At 74.0% G+C, this 16,441-nt stretch carries 11 protein-coding genes; 8 read left to right on the top strand and 3 right to left on the bottom strand.

Annotated features, from left to right (window positions below):
- Positions 1-131: 131 nt before the first annotated feature.
- Together ACWEJX_RS12005 and ACWEJX_RS12000 are read left to right on the top strand one after the other, a co-directional pair.
- Positions 132-608: an Lrp/AsnC family transcriptional regulator gene (locus tag ACWEJX_RS12005; RefSeq protein ID WP_451607363.1), complete on the top strand. Its 477-nt coding sequence runs from the start codon at positions 132-134 to the stop codon at positions 606-608.
- Positions 609-678: 70 nt separating this feature from the next.
- Complete coding sequence (locus ACWEJX_RS12000) at positions 679-1,134, top strand: SRPBCC family protein (protein WP_451607362.1); 456 nt, start codon at positions 679-681, stop codon at positions 1,132-1,134.
- A gap of 39 nt (positions 1,135-1,173) precedes the next feature.
- On the opposite strand, the gene ACWEJX_RS11995 is transcribed toward ACWEJX_RS12000, so the two are convergent.
- Both ACWEJX_RS11995 and ACWEJX_RS11990 read right to left on the bottom strand, forming a co-directional pair.
- Complete coding sequence (locus tag ACWEJX_RS11995) at positions 1,174-3,234, bottom strand: SpoIIE family protein phosphatase (RefSeq protein ID WP_451607361.1); 2,061 nt, start codon at positions 3,232-3,234, stop codon at positions 1,174-1,176.
- Positions 3,235-3,358: 124 nt separating this feature from the next.
- Positions 3,359-4,060, bottom strand: coding sequence for a VC0807 family protein (locus ACWEJX_RS11990; protein WP_451607360.1), 702 nt, complete (start codon positions 4,058-4,060; stop codon positions 3,359-3,361).
- Between the two features lie 406 nt (positions 4,061-4,466).
- On the opposite strand from ACWEJX_RS11990, the gene ACWEJX_RS11985 reads away from it, so the two are divergent.
- Genes ACWEJX_RS11985 through ACWEJX_RS11965 form a run of 5 tightly spaced genes read left to right on the top strand, consistent with a single transcriptional unit; the run spans position 4,467 to position 13,969 of the window.
- The gene (locus tag ACWEJX_RS11985) at positions 4,467-6,113 is read left to right on the top strand and encodes an FAD-dependent monooxygenase (protein WP_451607359.1); all 1,647 of its coding nucleotides are present in this window, start codon (positions 4,467-4,469) and stop codon (positions 6,111-6,113) included.
- Between the two features lie 16 nt (positions 6,114-6,129).
- Positions 6,130-7,629 (top strand): flavin monoamine oxidase family protein, encoded by a 1,500-nt coding sequence (locus ACWEJX_RS11980; protein WP_451607358.1) that lies wholly within the window; start codon positions 6,130-6,132, stop codon positions 7,627-7,629.
- Positions 7,626-10,820 carry a ferritin-like domain-containing protein gene (locus tag ACWEJX_RS11975; RefSeq protein WP_451607357.1) on the top strand — a complete coding sequence of 1,065 codons (3,195 nt, stop codon included), beginning with the start codon at positions 7,626-7,628 and terminating at the stop codon, positions 10,818-10,820. The genes ACWEJX_RS11980 and ACWEJX_RS11975 overlap by 4 nt, the downstream gene beginning before the upstream one ends.
- 3 nt (positions 10,821-10,823) lie before the next feature.
- A complete protein-coding gene (locus tag ACWEJX_RS11970) occupies positions 10,824-12,716 on the top strand; it encodes an FAD-dependent monooxygenase (protein WP_451607356.1) in 1,893 nt (630 codons plus the stop codon).
- Positions 12,713-13,969: a cytochrome P450 gene (locus tag ACWEJX_RS11965; protein ID WP_451607355.1), complete on the top strand. Its 1,257-nt coding sequence runs from the start codon at positions 12,713-12,715 to the stop codon at positions 13,967-13,969. The genes ACWEJX_RS11970 and ACWEJX_RS11965 overlap by 4 nt, the downstream gene beginning before the upstream one ends.
- On the opposite strand, the gene ACWEJX_RS11960 is transcribed toward ACWEJX_RS11965, so the two are convergent.
- Positions 13,956-14,177 carry a hypothetical protein gene (locus ACWEJX_RS11960; RefSeq protein WP_451607354.1) on the bottom strand — a complete coding sequence of 74 codons (222 nt, stop codon included), beginning with the start codon at positions 14,175-14,177 and terminating at the stop codon, positions 13,956-13,958. The genes ACWEJX_RS11965 and ACWEJX_RS11960 overlap by 14 nt on opposite strands.
- A gap of 300 nt (positions 14,178-14,477) precedes the next feature.
- Between ACWEJX_RS11960 and ACWEJX_RS11955 the strand changes: the two genes are divergently transcribed.
- The gene (locus ACWEJX_RS11955) at positions 14,478-16,433 is read left to right on the top strand and encodes an amino acid transporter (RefSeq protein WP_451607353.1); all 1,956 of its coding nucleotides are present in this window, start codon (positions 14,478-14,480) and stop codon (positions 16,431-16,433) included.
- The last annotated feature ends 8 nt before the right edge of the window (positions 16,434-16,441 follow it).

Here is a 16,441-nt window from a genome sequence, read left to right as displayed (position 1 = left end):
GCGGCGCCATCTGTTCAACTCTTGTAAGAGGAAAGCATCCTTCCGCCCAGTGGCTCAACCGGCGCCCTGAAGGGTGTGCCATTGGTACAGTCGAAGCGAGTGCGGTACGGCCAGAGGGAGGCCAACGGACCATGGCGGTGGACGAGCTCGACACCCGCATCCTGCGGCTCCTCATCGAGCAGCCGCGTACCAGCGTGCGCGAGTACGCGCGGATCCTCGGGGTGGCCCGGGGCACCGTGCAGGCCCGGATCGACCGGCTGGAGCGGGACGGGGTGATCACCGCGACGGGCCCGGTGCTCTCCCCCGCGGCCCTCGGCCACCCGGTGCTGGCCTTCGTGCACATCGAGGTGACACAGGGGCATCTGGACGAGGTGGGGGACGCGCTCGCGACCGTGCCGGAGATCGTGGAGGCCTTCTCCATCACGGGCGGCGGTGACCTGCTGACCCGGGTGGTGGCCCGCGACGCCGGCCATCTGGAGGACGTCATCCAGCGCCTGATCCAGCTGCCCGGCGTGGTCCGCACCCGCACCGAGATCGCGCTGCGCGAGCGGGTCGCCCACCGGCTGCTCCCGCTGGTCGAGTCCATCTCCCGGCAGCACCTCCCGTAGCGGCTGCCGCACCCCGTACCACCGTGGGACGATGGGATGAGATCCCCCCTCCCGCAAGCAAGGAGGCGACATGTCCAGGATCAACGCCTCCGTCGACATCTCGCGCCGCCCCGAGGACGTCTACGCGTACATGACCGACCCCCAGCACCTGCCGGAGTGGCAGGACAGCGCGGTCAAGGTGCAGCAGAAGCGCGGCAACCCCGGCACGGTCGGTTCGCAGGTCACCGTCACCCGCCGGATGGGCAAGAAGCAGTACGACATGACCATGCAGGTCATGGAGCTGGACCCGCCGCGCAGCTGGCACGTGCACGGCACGGACGGGCCGGTGCGTGGTGATGTCCAGGGCACGATCGAGCCGCTCGACAACGGAGCGCGCTCGCGCGTGACGCTCTCCCTGGACTTCGAGGGCCATGGCATCGGCAAGGTGATAGCGCCGCTCGTCGTGAAGCCGGCCGCCCGCAAGGAGATGCCGCGCGACGAACAGCACCTGAAGTCGATTCTGGAGACCGGCACCACCGCCCACTGATCCCTCACCGGCCCGCCGGCCGTCGCACGGGATCCCGTCTCACCGGCCCGTCGTACGGGCGAGCAGCATCGCGACGTCGTCCTGTGCCGGGCCCGCGGGGAGGCCGGCCAGCAGGTCGTCGCAGAGCTCGTCCAGCGGTCGGTCCATGACCCGCAGCGCCCGGGCGACCCGGGCCATGCCCTGGTCGATGTCGCGGTCCCGGGACTCGATGAGGCCGTCGGTGTAGAGGACGAGCAGTCCGCCGGCGGGCAGCCCCACCTCCTCGGTGCCGAACTCGTGGGCGCCGGTGCCCAGCGGGGTGCCGGGCGGGCCGTCGAGGAAGGTGACGGTGCCGTCCGGGGTGACCACGGCGGGCGGCGGGTGGCCGGCCCGGGCGATGGTCCAGCCGTTGTCGGCCGGGTCGTGCACGGCGTACACGCAGGTGGCCATCTCGTCCTCGCCGAGGTCGGCGACGACGGCGTCGAGCGAGCGCAGCATGTGCGCGGGCGGGATGTCGTGCCGGGCCAGGGTGCGGACGGCGGTGCGCAGCTGTCCCATGACGGCCGCCGCGTGGATGCCGTGGCCCATGACGTCGCCGATGACGAGGCCGGTGCGGCCGCCGGGCAGGGCGACCACGTCGAACCAGTCGCCGCCGACGTCGTGGTCGCTGGCGGGCAGGTAGCGGCCGGTGAGTTCGAGGCCGGTGACGTCGGGCAGGGCGTTGTTGGTGAGGCTGCGCTGGAGGGTGAGGGCGGCCTGCCGCTGGGTGGTGTAGAGGCGGGCGTTGTCGATGTTGAGGGCGGCGCGGGCCACGACCTCGTCGAGGAGGACCCGTTCCTCGTGGTCGAAGGGTTCGCGGGTACGGAGCCGGGTGACCGAGACCGTGCCGAGCACCTTGCCGCGGGCGACCAGCGGGATCAGCCGGGCGGAGCCGATGCGGGTGGCGAGGTAGCGGCGGAGGGCTTCGAGGCGCGGGTCGCGGATGAGGGCGGGGATGTCGCCGACGCGCAGGTCCATGGCCCGGGCCTGGTTGATGGCCTCCTCGTACACGGAGTCGTAGGGGATCTGGAACTTCTGGCCGGTGGCGAGCAGTGCGGTGGGCGCGCTCGGGTCGGGGAAGCCGGCGGCGAGGCGGCGCAGGATGTTGCGGGTGGCGGCGGTGGACTCGTCGGGATCCAGGACGGCTTCGAGGAGGTGCACGTCGGCGGAGTCGGCGAGCTGCGGCACCAGGAAGGCGACGACTTCCTCGGCGGTCTGCTGCAGGTCGAGGGTGGTGCCGATGCGCTCGCCGGCCTCGGCGAGCAGGGCGAAGCGGTGCCGGGCCCGTTCGACCTCGATGTGGGCCTGCTGGCTCTCGGTGATGTCGATGAGGGAGGCGATGATGCCGAGCGGCCGGCCGCCGTGGTCGAGGAGCGGCGCGTAGGAGTTGGACCAGATGTGGTCGTGGGCGGGGTCGGCGGGGGTGCGGCCGGCCCGGCGGGCGTCGACGACGGCGGTGCCGGTGTCGAGGACGCGCTGCATGAGGGCTTCGAGGGCGCCGGCGTTGACACCGGGGACGACCTCGGTGAGGCGGTGGCCGACGTGGTCGGCGGCCGGGACGCCGTTCATCCGGGCGAGGGCGTCGTTGACGCGCACGAAGCGCAGGTCGGGGCCGAGGGTGGCGAGGCCGATGGGCGACTGGGTGAAGAGGGACTCCAGGGCGGCCAGGGAGTCGCGCATCTTGAGGACCTGGGAGGTCTCGAAGGCGATCAGCATGGCGCCGGGCCGGCCCTCCGGGTCGGCGGCGGGCACGATCCACATCTCCATGACGACCTGGTGGCCGTCGCGGTGCCGGACCGGCAGGGTGCCGACGACGGTCTCGCCGGCCTGGACGCGTTCGGTCAGCCGGCCGGCGAGCTCGATGTTGGCGACGGGGACGAGGAGCGGGGTCGCGAGACGGCCCAGGACGTCCTCGGGGCGGTGGCCGAGCAGGTCCTGGGCGGCCAGGGACCACTCGACGATCCGCCCTTCGGCGTCCTCGCGCCACAGGGCGACGGGCAGCAGGTCGTTGAGCACGCCCGCGTACCCGACGGCCGCCCGGGGCGGCCGCGGAACCCTGCTCGGCGACTGGTGAGTGTCCAATGCATCCACCTACGCATCGGCCGGGCCCCGAGGGGCGTCATCCCGCGATACCTACCGAATCACCCTATCCGAGACATAACGGACGGGCGCTGCCCAGTTGCGCCTACCGGGCAGAGGCCGGGGTTCAGTGGGCGGCCGCGGCCGCCGCCTCCGCCGCGACCCGCCGCGCCTCACCCTCGGCGCGGGAGCGCTGCCCCGTCCGGATGGTCCAGAGGATGAGCAGGCCGAGGGTGCCGTAGGTCAGGACCGGGTTGACGACGACCATGGCGTCGACGGAGAGCACGTAGGACAGGACGATGCGCAGGGTGGCCTCGACGAGGTAGGCGACGCCCCAGACGACGGTCATGCGGCGCTGGACCGCCCGGAAGCCCTCGTACTGCCACAGGCCGTTCCACCAGGCGGCGCTCTCGGGCGTGCCGTCGGTGGCGAAGCGGCGGCCGAAGTAGAACATCAGCGGCCGGGGCGCCAGGAGCGTGACGAGGCAGAGGACGCCGAAGAGGCCGGTGACGGCCGAGTCCTTGACGATCAGGGCACGCGCGGAGTGGGTGCCGACCAGCGAGACGACGGCCGTCAGGACGAGGAAGAAGACGGTGACGACGGCGAACTCGTCCAGCTTGCGGCGCCACGCCAGGTGGACGACGGTGTCGAGAACCGGCCAGACGCCGCTGGCGAGCAGCGCCGAGAAGTCGCTCCAGCCGCGGTCGGTGAGGGCTCCGTAGGTGAGGATCGGCGCCACGATGTTCAGGCCGATCGTGAGTATCCATCCGACGGCGGCGGCTGCGCCGGAGCGGGCCGGAGCATCCGGGCGCGCCAGTGGTGCGGACATGGTTCCCCCATGGTCAGTGCAGATCAGTACGGTCAGTGCAGATCAGTGCGGTCAGTGCAGATCAGTGTGGTGTCGGCAACGTAGGGCCGGATCTTCGGACGTCACAAGGTGCGTCCGCACAAAATGATCTTCAAGCGGTCCGGACGAGTCCACTCCGGATGCTTCGCGCACTTCCGGCCACTTCCGGCGACTTGCCGCCTCTGCCGACTACTCGCGCCCCTCCGCGCATCTCTTCACCCAAACCGAAGAACCGATGCACAGGGAGTCATATCGGCAGGTCGAATGCTTCTCGCGCCGGGCCGTACGCCCTGGCGAGCGGTGATCATCCGCACGCACCCTGAGGAACATGCCGGAGCGGCTGGTTCCGGCGGACGGTACGGATGCGACACGGGTGGGGAGTGGGCCGATGCCGGGTGTGGACGTGTGCGTGGTCGGGGCGGGGCCGGTCGGGCTGACCCTGGCGATCGGACTGCGCGGGCTCGGCCTGGAGGTGCGGGTCGTCGACCGCGCCCCGGCAGCCAAGCGCGAGGCCCGCGCCCTCGTCGTGTGGCCGCGCGCGGCCGAGGCGCTCGACGCCCTCGGCGTCGCCGGGACACTCAGACGCCACGGCGTGGAGCTGGGCGAGGTGACGATCCACGGCGGCGGCCGGGCGCTCGGCCGGCTGGCCACCGGCTGGCACCGCTCGGCGCACAGCCGGCCGCTCAACATCGAACAGCACGACATCGAGCGGCTGCTCAGCGCGGAGCTCGCCAAGCTCGGCACCGAGGTCGAGTGGGACACCGAGGTCACCGACGTGAAGGTGCACGACGACCGCGCCGAGTACACCCTCACCCGGCCCGACGGCTCGGCCGAGTCCGCCACCGCCGCCTGGATCGTCGGCTGCGAGGGCACCGCGAGCGTGGTCCGCGACCGGCTCGGCATCCCCTTCCAGGGGCGCCGGCGCGCCGGCCTCCAGGTCGTCCAGGGCAACGCCCACGCCGACTGGCCCTACGGCTACCACCCCGGCCACGGCCACATCTTCCTCGCCCCGCGCCGCTCGCTGCTCGTCTTCCCGCTGCCCGGCGGCGGCTTCCGCTTCTTCTGCTTCCGCGACGACCCCGACCCGACCCTGACCACGCCGCCGACCCTCGGCGAGCTGCGCGACCTGGTCGCCGAGACCGCGCGGCTGCCGCACCTGCGGCTCGCCCCCACGGAGCCGGTCTGGCTCAACCGGGCCCGGTTCAGCGACCGGGTCGCCGCCCGGCTGCGCTGCGGCCGCGGGCTGCTCGCGGGCGACGCGGCGCACGCCTGGGCGCCGGTCGGCGGCCACGGCATGAACGTCGGCATGCTCGGGGCGCACAACCTGGCCTGGAAGCTGGCCGCGGTGCACCGCGGCGAGGCCGACGAGCGGCTCCTCGACACGTACGACACCGAGCAGCGCGCCCTCGCGCTGCGCTACATCCGCGAGATGCGCCTGAACTTCATGGAGCTGCCGCTGCCGCCGCTCGGCTACCACGCCTTCACCGCCGCCGTGCCGCTCGCGCTCTCCCTGAAGCGGTTCCAGCAGCGCCTGGACTGGCAGTTGAGCGACCTCGGCCGCAACCACCGGCACAGCGCCCTGTCCTGGCGCCGCTCCCCCGCCGGCCGCGCGAGCGACGGACGGCGCGGCCCGCGGGCCGGCGACCGGATGCCCGACGCCATGGTCACGACCGGCGACCCGGCCGCCGGACCCGTACGCCTGCACGAGCTGCTCCGGTACGACGCCTGGACGCTGGTCGTGGACGCGGCGCGGGCCGCCGACGGAGCCGTACGCCGGGCGCTGGAGCAGCGGTGTACGGACGGGCCCGTGCCGGTCCGGCTGCTGCCGGTCACCCCCGCGTACGCGAGCGAGGCACGGCTGCTCGGCCGGTCCGGGGAGCTGCGGCTCGTCCGGCCGGACGGGTACGTGGGCCTGGTCGCGCCCGTCGACCGGCCCGAGTGCCTCGACGCGTACCTCGCCTCGCTCGCCCCGCAGGCCCCGCGGACCCCACACGCACCGCACTCCCCCTCGTCCCCTTCAGCCGCCGCACAGTGACGGGAGTCAGAGTCCCTTGTCCAAGCACCGGACGCGCACCCGAGGCACGGTCACCGTCATCGGCGCGGGGATGGCCGGCCTGGTCGCCGCCTACGAACTCGAACGCCTCGGCCACCGCGTGGAGATCCTGGAAGGCAGCCGCCGGCTCGGCGGCCGCATCCGCACCCACCGCTTCGGCGCCCACGAGGGCGCCCCCTTCGTCGAACTGGGCGCCATGCGGGTGCCCACCCACCACCACCGCACCATGCACTACGTCGAGCACCTCGGACTGCTCGACCAGGTACGGCCGTTCACCACCCTCCTCTCGGAGGAGAACGCCCTGCTCGCCACCAGCACCGGCCACGTCCGGCTGCGGGACGCGCCGCGCCGGCTGATCGCCGACGTCCGCGCCTCGCTCGACCGCGACGACTACCGCGACGAGACCGTCGTGTTCGGCGCCTGGCTGGCGGCCGTCGTCGACGCCGTCGCCCCGCCCGCGCTGCGCACCGGCCTCCGCGCCGACCTCGCCCGCAACCTCCTCGACCTGGTCGAGCGGGTCGACCTGACACCCCATCTGCTCGGCGACGGCAAGGACCGCATCGACGTCCACGGGCTCTTCGCCGCCCACCCGGGCATCCGGGCCGGCTGCGGCACCCGCCTGAACAGTTTCCTCGACGACATCCTCACCGAGACCAGCCCCGGACTGATCCGGCTGGCCTGCGGCATGGACCAGCTGGTGCAGCGGCTCGCCGGCCGGGTCCGCGGCCCGATCTGGCTGGGCCAGGAGGTCACCGGCCTGGACGTCGCCCCCGACCGGGTGCGGCTGCGCGTCGGACGCGGCCCGCTGGCCGCGCTGCGCGGCGCCGACGTGGTGCTCTGCACGGTGCCGTTCTCGCTGCTGCGCCGGATGAGCCTCGGCGGCTTCGACGAGGACAAGCTGGCCGTCGTGCGGGAGGTGGACTACTGCCCGGCGACCAAGGTGGCCGTGCACGTCCGCGAGCCGTTCTGGGAGCGGGAGGGCATCCGGGGCGGCGCCTCCTTCAGCGGCGGCCTGATCCGGCAGACGTACTATCCCGCGCCCGCGGAGGACGCCCCGTCCGGCGCCGAGGGGCGCGGCGCGGCGCTGCTCGCCAGCTACACCATCGGCGAGGACGCCGATCTGCTCGGCCGGCTGCCGGTCCGGCAGCGGCACCGCGCGGTCCTCGACGAGCTGGGCCGGATGCACCCGCAGGTGCTGCGGCGCGGCATGGTCCGGGGCGTGGCCAGCATGGCGTGGGGCGAGCACGAGTGGACCGGCGGCGGCTGCACCATCCGCTGGGGACAGGACGCGGCGGCCTGCGAGGAGGAGCGCCGGCGGGCGGCCCGGCCGCAGGGGCGGCTGTTCTTCGCGGGTGAGCACTGCTCCTCCGAACCGGCCTGGATCGAGGGCGCGGTGGAGTCGGCCCTGGAGGCGGTGCGGGCCATAGACCGGCGGTTCGGCGCCGGGGCCGTGGGCGCCGGCCGCACCCTCCCGACCCGGCTGGAGGCGGCGGCATGAGCGTCTTCGACACCCCGCGCGTGTACTTCGCCGGCACCGCGCAGACCAGGCTGCCCACCGGCCCGCGCGGGGCGGCCGGGGCCGGTCTGCTCGACCTGGGCACGAACACGGTCCTGATGCCGGAGGGAGTCGTGGACGGGACGGCCGCGTCCTTCCACGACCTGTTACGCGAACGGGGCGCGCTCGGCGGGCACTTCTCCGGCAACGGGCACTTCTCGGTGGACGCGCGGGTGACGGCCGTCGAGGGCCCGGAGCCCGCGGCCGCGGACGGCGATCCACTCGTGGGGCGGGCCGTGGACCTGTGGGGACACCACAACCCGTATCTGGGCACGACGGCCAACCGGGCCCGGGTCTTCGACGTCGACCCGGCCTCGGCCTGGACCACGACGCTGATGACCGGCCGGTTCGCGCTCGGTCGCCGGGGCCGCTCGCACGACTCGGGTCATGTGTGCCTGGGTGACGTGACCGGCTTCCAGCCGCCGCGCTGGCATGCCTTCGGCCCCTCGCCCGCCGTGCTGCACCAGTTCGCGGTCCCGGCGGGTCCCGCACTCGACTGGCCCGAGGGCCCGGGCCCCGGCGGCTGCTCCCCGGCGGCGACGGCGCTGCGGGCCGCCGCCGAGGCGTACGGCGGGCTCCTGGTGCAGTTCACCCTGGAGGCCGCCGGTGAGCCGGGGAGCCCGGGGCACGGGTACGGGGGGCCCGGCGACGCCCCGCAGCAGTGGCGGCTGCGCGGGGTGATCGCCCCCTGGCGGCCGGAGGAGCCGCGCACGCATCCGGCGGGCCGGCTGCTCGTCCCGTACGGCGGGGCGCGGCGGGACGCGCGGATCTGCTCCGTGCGCGTGTCGGACGGCGAGGCCGTGTTCAACCTGCCGTTCGGCCGGCCGGGGAACGGTGGCGGCGGGGAGCTCGCGCTGCGTACGGCCGGCACGGACGAGCTGGTCGCCGTGCTGCCCGCTGCCGGACCGGACGATCCGCTGGTCGTGGCGGTGCCGGTGACCGGGCCCGGCGGCTCCCGGGCCGCCGACGAGGGGCTGTGCCTGGTGGGCACGGACGGCACCGGCGAGCACGTCGTGTGGCTGCGGGAGCGCGAGCGGGTCGTCGTCACCGACGAGGCCGCGCTGCTGGTCGAGCACCCGGACCGGGAGCGCGGCGAGGACCATGCCGTGGAGGTCGCGGTGCGGGCGAGCGTACGGGGCCGGCCGGCGGCTCACGAGACCGTCGTCGTCCGCCAGTTCGCCAACCCCCGGGCCCTGCCCGGCGCGCGGAGCGAGGACCTGGTGATCGTGGAGCTGCGCCCGGGCCGGCTCACGGACGGAAAGGACGGCGATCCGGAGGCGCAGCCGGCGGAGTTCGAGGACGTGTGCCGGCTCGTGACCGACGAGCGGGGGCGGGGCTGGTTCACGCTGCGCGGAGCGCGCGCCGGGACGGCGCGCCTGCTGCTCACGGCCGACGCCGGCGAATTGCCGCCCTGCCCGGGCGAATCGTCCGGCGCATCGCCGGCCTCGGTGGCGTACGACGACGGGGACGCGCTCGGCTGGTGGGCGGGGGCGGGCGGGGCGCACGTCCGGGTGCTGCCCGACGACTGGCAGCTCGACGCCGTACTGAAGGAGGAGGCGACCTTCGAGCTGCTGCACCGGGAGGTGTTCGCGGTCTACGAGCAGCTGTACCCGTTCATGCGCGACGAGGTGTTCAGCCTCGCGGACCGGTGCAAGGTCGAGACGTACGCGAAGCTGATCTGGCAGATGTGCGATCCGGCGAACCGGGACCGCACGTACTACATGCCGCCGACCCGCGACCTCACCCTGCCGAAGGCCCGGCTGCTCCTGAAGTACCTGAGGGCGCGCTCGGCCGCCGACGCGGTGCTTCCGGTCACCACTCCGTCGCCGGCCGCGCCGGTGCCCCGGATCACGACGCGGGCCCAGCTGCGGGCGGCGCTGTGGCAGGCGGTCACGGTGGAGCTGGCGACCTCGCTGCAGTACCTGTACGCGGGGTACTCGCTGCCCACACACGGCGCCGGTTTCGCGTACGTGCGGCGCGGGGTGTGGACGCCCCGGCAGCTGCGGCTGGCGTGCGGCGACGGCGGGGAGACGCTGAGCAAGGGGATCCGGGACAGCCTGTTCGAGGTGGCCCGCGAGGAGATGATCCACTTCCTGGTCGTCAACAACATCCTGATGGCGATGGGCGAGCCGTTCCACGTCCCCGCCATCGACTTCGGCACGCCGGGGCGGCTGCCGCTGCCGCTGGACTTCGCGCTCGAACCGCTCGATCTGGGCAGCGTGCAGCGGTTCGTCGCGATCGAGCGGCCCGAGCGGCTGGCCGGTGGCTCCGGAAGCGGCTCCTGCGGTCCCGAAGGCGAACGCGGCTGCGGAGGCGCCCCGTTCGGCTCGCCGAGCGAGCTGTACGCGGCGATCCGCGACGGGCTCACCCGGGTGCCGGACCTGTTCCTGGTGGACCGGGGCCGGGGCGGCGGCGAGCACCACCTCTTCCTGGGCCGGTCGGTCGACGCCCGCCACCCCGACTACCAGCTGGAGGTCGACGACCTGCCGAGCGCGCTGTTCGCCGTCGACTTCGTCACCGAGCAGGGCGAGGGCGGGGTGCTCGACGCGCCCGGTCCCGTACCCGAGTCGCACCACGACACCTTCGTACGGCTCGGCGAACTCCTCATGACCGAACGGGCGGACGGCCCCGGCGGGCAGGGCGCGCCGTGGAACCCCGCCTATCCGGCGCTGCGCAACCCGACCCTCGATCCGGCGCACCCGGGCCGGGCGGCGGTCCGCGACCCGCACGCCCGGGAGGTGATGCGGCTGTTCAACCGCTGCTACTTCCTGATGCTCCAGCTGATGGTGCAGCACTTCGCGGAGAGCCCGGACGCGAGCCTGCGCCGGTCGCGGCTGATGAACGCGGCGATCGACGTGATGACGGGGATGATGCGGCCGCTCGCCGAGCTCCTGGTGACGCTCGACTCGGGCTGGCGGGGCCGCACGGCCGGCCCGTCCTTCGAACTGGAGGAGCCGCCGGTGGCGCTGGCCCGGCCCGATGTGGCCCGGCGGGCGTTCGCGCTGCGCTTCGGGCATCTCGCGCGGATGGCCGGGGAGTGCGCGGGGGTGCCCGACCGGGTGCCGGAGTTGATGACCTTCTACGCGGAGCAGTTCCGTGCCGGGTGGGGCGGACGGGCCGAGGGAGAGCGCTGAGCGATGAGCACGTACGAGAGGGACGCGGCGTGCGAGACGGGCGCGGCGTGCGAGACGGGCACGCCGCAAGGAACGGGCACGCCGTACGGGACGGGCGCACCGTACGGGACCGGCCGAGGGTCCCCCGTCCGGGAGACGGACGTCCTGGTGGTGGGCGGCGGCCCGGTCGGTCTGGCGCTCGCGCTCGATCTCGCCTACCGCGGAGTGGACTTCACGCTGGTCGAGGCGGGTGACGGCACACCGGCCGAGCCACGGATCACGACGGTGGGGCCGCGCGCGATGGAGATGTTCCGCCGCTGGGGCATGGCCGACGTGCTGCGCGGCGCGGGCTGGCCGGACGACCACGCCCTGGACATCGCCTGGGTGACGGCGGTCGGCGGCCACGAGCTGCACCGGCTGCCGTTCGGCACGGTCGCGACCCGCCCGGAGCCCGAGCACACGCCGGAGCCGGAGGCGATCTGCCCGCAGCACTGGATGGCGCCGCTGCTCCTCGACCGGCTCGGCTGTCATCCGGACGGGCCGGTGCGGATCCACAGCCGGCTGCTCGGTTTCGCCACCGGGCCGGGCGGGGTCACCGCCACGGTGGTCTCCGGCGGCGGCGTCCCCGTCGAGGTGCGGGCGCGCTATCTGGTCGGCTGCGACGGCGCCGGGTCGTTCGTGCGCAAGGCGGCCGGGATCGGGACGCCCGAGCTGCACCCGCCGCGGGTACTGCGGAACATCCTCTTCCGGGCGCCCGAGCTGCCCAAGCTGCTCGGGCCGCGCGCCCCGCTCGTCCACTTCCTCACCTCGCCGACCGGGCTGCGCTATCCGCTGCGCGCGATCGACGGCCGCGGCGTCTACCGGCTGACCGCCCCGCCGAACGGCGAACCCGCGCTGAGCGTCGTACGGCGCGCGGTGCCGCTCGACACCCCGCTGGAGATCGAGGCCGACGACGAGTGGCACCTGACCCACCGGGTGGCCGACCGCTACCGCTCCGGGCGGGTCTTCCTGGCCGGGGACGCGGCGCACACCCTGTCGCCGTCCGGCGGCTTCGGCATGAGCACGGGCGTCTGCGACGCGGCCGACCTCGGCTGGAAGCTGGCCGCCACGCTGGCCGGCTGGGCCGGACCCGGGCTGCTCGACTCGTACGAGACCGAGCGCCGCCCGATCGCCGTGGCCGGGGTCGACGAGGCCAACCGGAACCTGCGCCGCACCCAGGAGCGGCGGATCTCGCCCGCGCTGCTCGACGACACGCCTCTCGGCGAGCGGGCGCGGGCCGCACTCGGCCGGGAGCTGGCGGTCTCGGACGTGCGGCGCGAGTTCGACCGGCCGGAGATGCACTTCGCGTACCGGTACGCGTCCCCGGTCCTCGCGGTCGAGCCGGCCGGGCCGGCCGGGCCGGTCCGGCCGGGGACGGGCGACGGCGGGACGCTGAACCGCTCCACCGCGCCGGGGACGCGGGCGCCGCACGTCTGGCTGGCCCCCGGGCGCTCCACGCTCGACCTGTTCGGGCGCGAGTTCGTCCTGCTCGACCTCGGCGACGGTGAGGACGGCGGCCCGGAGCCGGTGGTACGGGCGTTCGCGGAGCGCCGGGTGCCGCTGCGGGTGGTGCGGTGCGCCGACCCGGAGGCCGCACGGCGCTACGAGAAGCCGTACGTGCTGGTCCGCCCGGACGGGCACGTGGCCTGGCGGGGCGTCCGGCCACCCGTCGACCCGGCGGCACTCGCGGACCTGGTGCGGGGAGCGGGCTCGCGGCGGGGGACGGGCTCGCCGCTGGAGCCGGGCCCGGTGCGGGGACCGGCCTCGATGCGGGGACCGGGCCCGGTGCGGGGAGTCGACGCGCCGCGCGATGCGGACCTGCCGCGCGAGGCCGACTCGCCCCGCGATGCGGACCTGCCGCGGGGAGCGGGCGGATGAGCGTCGAGGAGCTGGACGACGGGGCGCGCGGGCTGCCCGCCTTCGAGCCGGCCCGGCTCGACCTGGCCGACCCGTACCCCGTCTACCGGCGCTACCGGGAGGCCGGGCCGGTGCACCCGGTGCGGGGCGCGCGGGGGCCGACGACCTGGTACGTCTTCGGGTACGCGGAGGTGGCGCGGGTGCTCGCCCGCCGGGAGTTCGCGCGGGTGGCCCCGGGCTCCGGGTCGGCGGCGCCGCTGCCACCCGGGTACGCGGTCCTCCGCGAGGTCGTCGAGAACTGGCTGGTCTTCCTGGACCCGCCCCGGCACACCCGCCTCCGGGCCCTGGTCACGCCGCCGCTCGGCGCCGGTCCGGTGGCGGAGCTGCGGCCGCGGATCCGGCGGATCGCCCGGCGGCTCGCCGCGCCGCTGGCGGCGCGGGAGAGCGTCGACCTCGTCGCGGAGTTCGCGGCGCCGTTCCCGCTGCTCGTGATCTCCGGCGTGCTCGGCGTGCCCGAGGAGCGGCAGGCGTGGTTCCGCGCGCAGGCGCTGGCGCTGCAGCGGGCGGGCGGCACCCGGGTGGACCGCAGTGCGGCGGGGATGGCGGCGGCGGAGCGGGCGGCCGGGGAGCTCAGCGGCTTCTTCCGGCGGGAGCTGGACGCCCGGCGCGGGCCGGGGCGGGACCGGGGGGACCTGCTCTCGGCGCTCGTCCGGGCCGCGGACGAGGGGACCTCGCTGTCGCCCGAGGAGCAGTCGGCGACCTGCATCCACCTCCTGACGGCGGGCCACGAGACCACGACCGGGCTGATCGGCAAGGCGGTCCTGGCGCTGCTCGCCCGGCCGGAGCTGCGGGCCGGGCTGAGGGCGGATCCGGGGCTGTGGCCGGCGGCGGTGGACGAGCTCCTGCGGTACGACCCGCCGGTCCAGATGGTGACCCGCTGGGCACTGCGCGACACCGTCCTCGCCGGGCACCCGGTCCGCGCGGGCGACCGGCTCGTCCTGGTCCTCGGCGCGGCCGGCCGTGACCCGGCGCGCTTCCCCGACCCCGACCGCCTGGACATCCACCGGGACGCGGCGCGGCACTGCGCGTTCGGCCTCGGCATCCACTACTGCGCCGGCGCGGCGCTCGCCCGCGCGGAGGCCGAGACCGGCCTCGCGGAGCTGCTCGACCGGCTCCCGGCCCTCCACCCCGGGGCCCGGCCGCGGGTGGCGGTGCGCTACGCGCCGGACTGGGTGTTCCACGGGCCTGAGCGGCTCATGGTCACGGTGCGGTAGTGAAGGTGTAGGTCGGGGCCGAGGGCGTGGGGCCGGGCTCCGAGGGCTTGCCGCGGTGTTCCATGGTGCCGAGCATCAGGACGGCGAAGAGCACCGAGCCGATGATGAGCGCGAGCCCGATCGGGTTGTCGGGGTTGTACGTGTAGCGGTTGGTGCCCCACCGGCTCTTCTTGAAGACCGGCTCGTGGTCGCGCCCGTCGTAGCCCATCCTTGTGCTCCCCCGACTCCGTGCGTCCGTGTGCCCGTATATCCGTGTATCTGTACGTGGTGTCCGTACATGCGCCGGTCCGACCGACGCACGTCCGTTCGGCTCGGCGCGGTCGGGACTCCGTACACCCCAGGCTGCGCCCGGTGTGACGAGCGCAACGCCCGGCGGAGGGATCTTGACGATTTCCTGACGGCTTTCGGCGCGACCCATATGAGTCCTTTGCTTACGCTGGCTCGACCGCCGTCCGTGCGATGGCCGAAACCCGACCACAGCAGTACAACGGACAGCAGGAGTCCCCCGATGGCCACCCCACCCGACACCCGTACCAGCCGCCTGCGCGCGTGGATGCTGGAAGGCCTGTCCGACATGGGCAAGGGGCGGCCCTCGCAGGTCGCGCCGAAGCCCGCGCACGAGGAACACAAGGGCCAGCCCTGGTGGCGGGTCATGTGCCTGACCGGTGTCGACTACTTCTCGACCCTCGGTTATCAGCCAGGTATCGCAGCCCTGGCGGCCGGCCTGCTCTCGCCGGTCGCCACGGTCGTCCTGGTGATCGTGACGCTGGCGGGCGCACTGCCGGTCTACCGGCGCGTGGCGGAGGAGAGCCCGCACGGCGAGGGCTCGATCGCGATGCTGTCGCGGCTGCTGTCCTTCTGGAAGGGCAAGCTGTTCGTCCTGACCCTGCTGGGCTTCGCGGCGACCGACTTCCTGATCACCATCACCCTGTCGGCCGCGGACGCCTCCACCCACCTGGTGGAGAACCCGCATCTGGAATCGGCGCTGCAGGACAAGCAGGTGCTGATCACCCTGCTGCTGATCGCACTGCTGGGCGCGGTCTTCCTCAAGGGCTTCCTGGAGGCCATCGGGGTCGCCGTCGCGCTCGTCGCCGTCTATCTCGGCCTCAACGCCGTGGTCGTCGTCAACGGCATGTACCACGTCCTGACCGAGGGTCACGTGGTCACCGACTGGACCGCCGCCATGACGACCGAGCACGGCAACGTCTTCGTCATGGTCGGCGTGGCTCTCATCGTCTTCCCGAAGCTGGCGCTGGGCATGTCCGGCTTCGAGACCGGCGTGGCGGTGATGCCGCACGTGCAGGGTGAGCCCGACGACACCGAGACCGCGCCCGCCGGCCGCATCCGGGGCACGAAGAAGCTGCTCACCACGGCCGCGCTGATCATGAGCGTGTTCCTGATCGCCACGAGCTTCATCACCACCGTGCTCATCCCGCACCAGGAGTTCGAGCCGGGCGGCAAGGCCAACGGCCGCGCGCTGGCCTATCTGGCCCACGAGTACCTCGGCGGCGCGTTCGGCACGGTCTACGACATCTCGACCATCGCGATCCTGTGGTTCGCGGGCGCCTCCGCCATGGCCGGTCTGCTGAACCTGATGCCCCGCTACCTGCCGAAGTACGGCATGGCCCCGCACTGGGCCCGCGCCGTGCGCCCCATGGTGATCGTCTTCACCCTGGTCGCCTTCCTCGTCACCTGGGTCTTCGACGCCGACGTCGACGCCCAGGGCGGCGCCTACGCGACCGGTGTCCTCGTGCTGATGTCGTCCGCGGCCATCGCGGTGACCATCGCCGCCCGCCGCGCCGGCCAGCGCGGCTGGGCGATCGGCTTCGCGACCATCTCGGCGGTCCTGCTGTACGTCACCGTCGTGAACGTCATCGAACGCCCTGACGGCGTGAAGATCGGCGCCTGCTTCATCGCCGGCATCATCCTCATCTCCCTGCTCTCCCGCCTCGGCCGCGCCTTCGAGCTGCGCGTCACCCACGTCGAGCTCGACGACATGGCCGAGCGGTTCATCCGCGACATCTCCAACCGCACGCCGCGCTTCATCGCGAACGAGCCGGGCAACCGCGACGCCGACGAGTACCGGGCCAAGAAGGACCAGATCCGCGCCGACAACGACCTGCCGGGCACCGAGGACTTCGTCTTCGTCGAGGTGACGGTCACCGACCCCTCCGAGTTCGAGGCCGGCCTCACCGTCCGCGGCGAGGTCCTCCACGACCGCTACCGCGTCCTGACCGTGGAGAGCTCCTCCATCTCCAACGGCCTCGCGGCCCTCCTGCTCCACTCGCGCGACCTCACCGGCGTCCGCCCGCACATCTACTTCGAGTGGACCGAGGGCAACCCCTTCGCCAACTTCCTCCGCTTCTTCCTCTTCGGCCAGGGCGAGATCGCCCCGGTCACCCGCGAGATCCTGCGCGAGGCCGAGCCCGACCGGGAACTGCGCCCGCGCGTCCACGTGGGCTGACTCCCTGG

The organism is Streptomyces sp. NPDC004788, assembly GCF_053601115.1.
Note: the sequence above shows the minus strand (reverse complement) of the source record. Positions and strands in the feature narration are given on the sequence as shown.

What these genes read in the sequence shown, in the direction of transcription:
- ACWEJX_RS12005 (WP_451607363.1), top strand. Translation starts at nt 132, where the DNA reads ATGGCGGTGGACGAGCTCGACACCCGCATCCTGCGGCTCCTCATCGAG.
- ACWEJX_RS11990 (WP_451607360.1), bottom strand. Translation starts at nt 4,060, where the DNA reads ATGTCCGCACCACTGGCGCGCCCGGATGCTCCGGCCCGCTCCGGCGCA.
- ACWEJX_RS12000 (WP_451607362.1), top strand. Translation starts at nt 679, where the DNA reads ATGTCCAGGATCAACGCCTCCGTCGACATCTCGCGCCGCCCCGAGGAC.
- ACWEJX_RS11960 (WP_451607354.1), bottom strand. Translation starts at nt 14,177, where the DNA reads ATGGGCTACGACGGGCGCGACCACGAGCCGGTCTTCAAGAAGAGCCGG.
- ACWEJX_RS11985 (WP_451607359.1), top strand. Translation starts at nt 4,467, where the DNA reads ATGCCGGGTGTGGACGTGTGCGTGGTCGGGGCGGGGCCGGTCGGGCTG.
- ACWEJX_RS11970 (WP_451607356.1), top strand. Translation starts at nt 10,824, where the DNA reads ATGAGCACGTACGAGAGGGACGCGGCGTGCGAGACGGGCGCGGCGTGC.
- ACWEJX_RS11975 (WP_451607357.1), top strand. Translation starts at nt 7,626, where the DNA reads ATGAGCGTCTTCGACACCCCGCGCGTGTACTTCGCCGGCACCGCGCAG.
- ACWEJX_RS11965 (WP_451607355.1), top strand. Translation starts at nt 12,713, where the DNA reads ATGAGCGTCGAGGAGCTGGACGACGGGGCGCGCGGGCTGCCCGCCTTC.
- ACWEJX_RS11955 (WP_451607353.1), top strand. Translation starts at nt 14,478, where the DNA reads ATGGCCACCCCACCCGACACCCGTACCAGCCGCCTGCGCGCGTGGATG.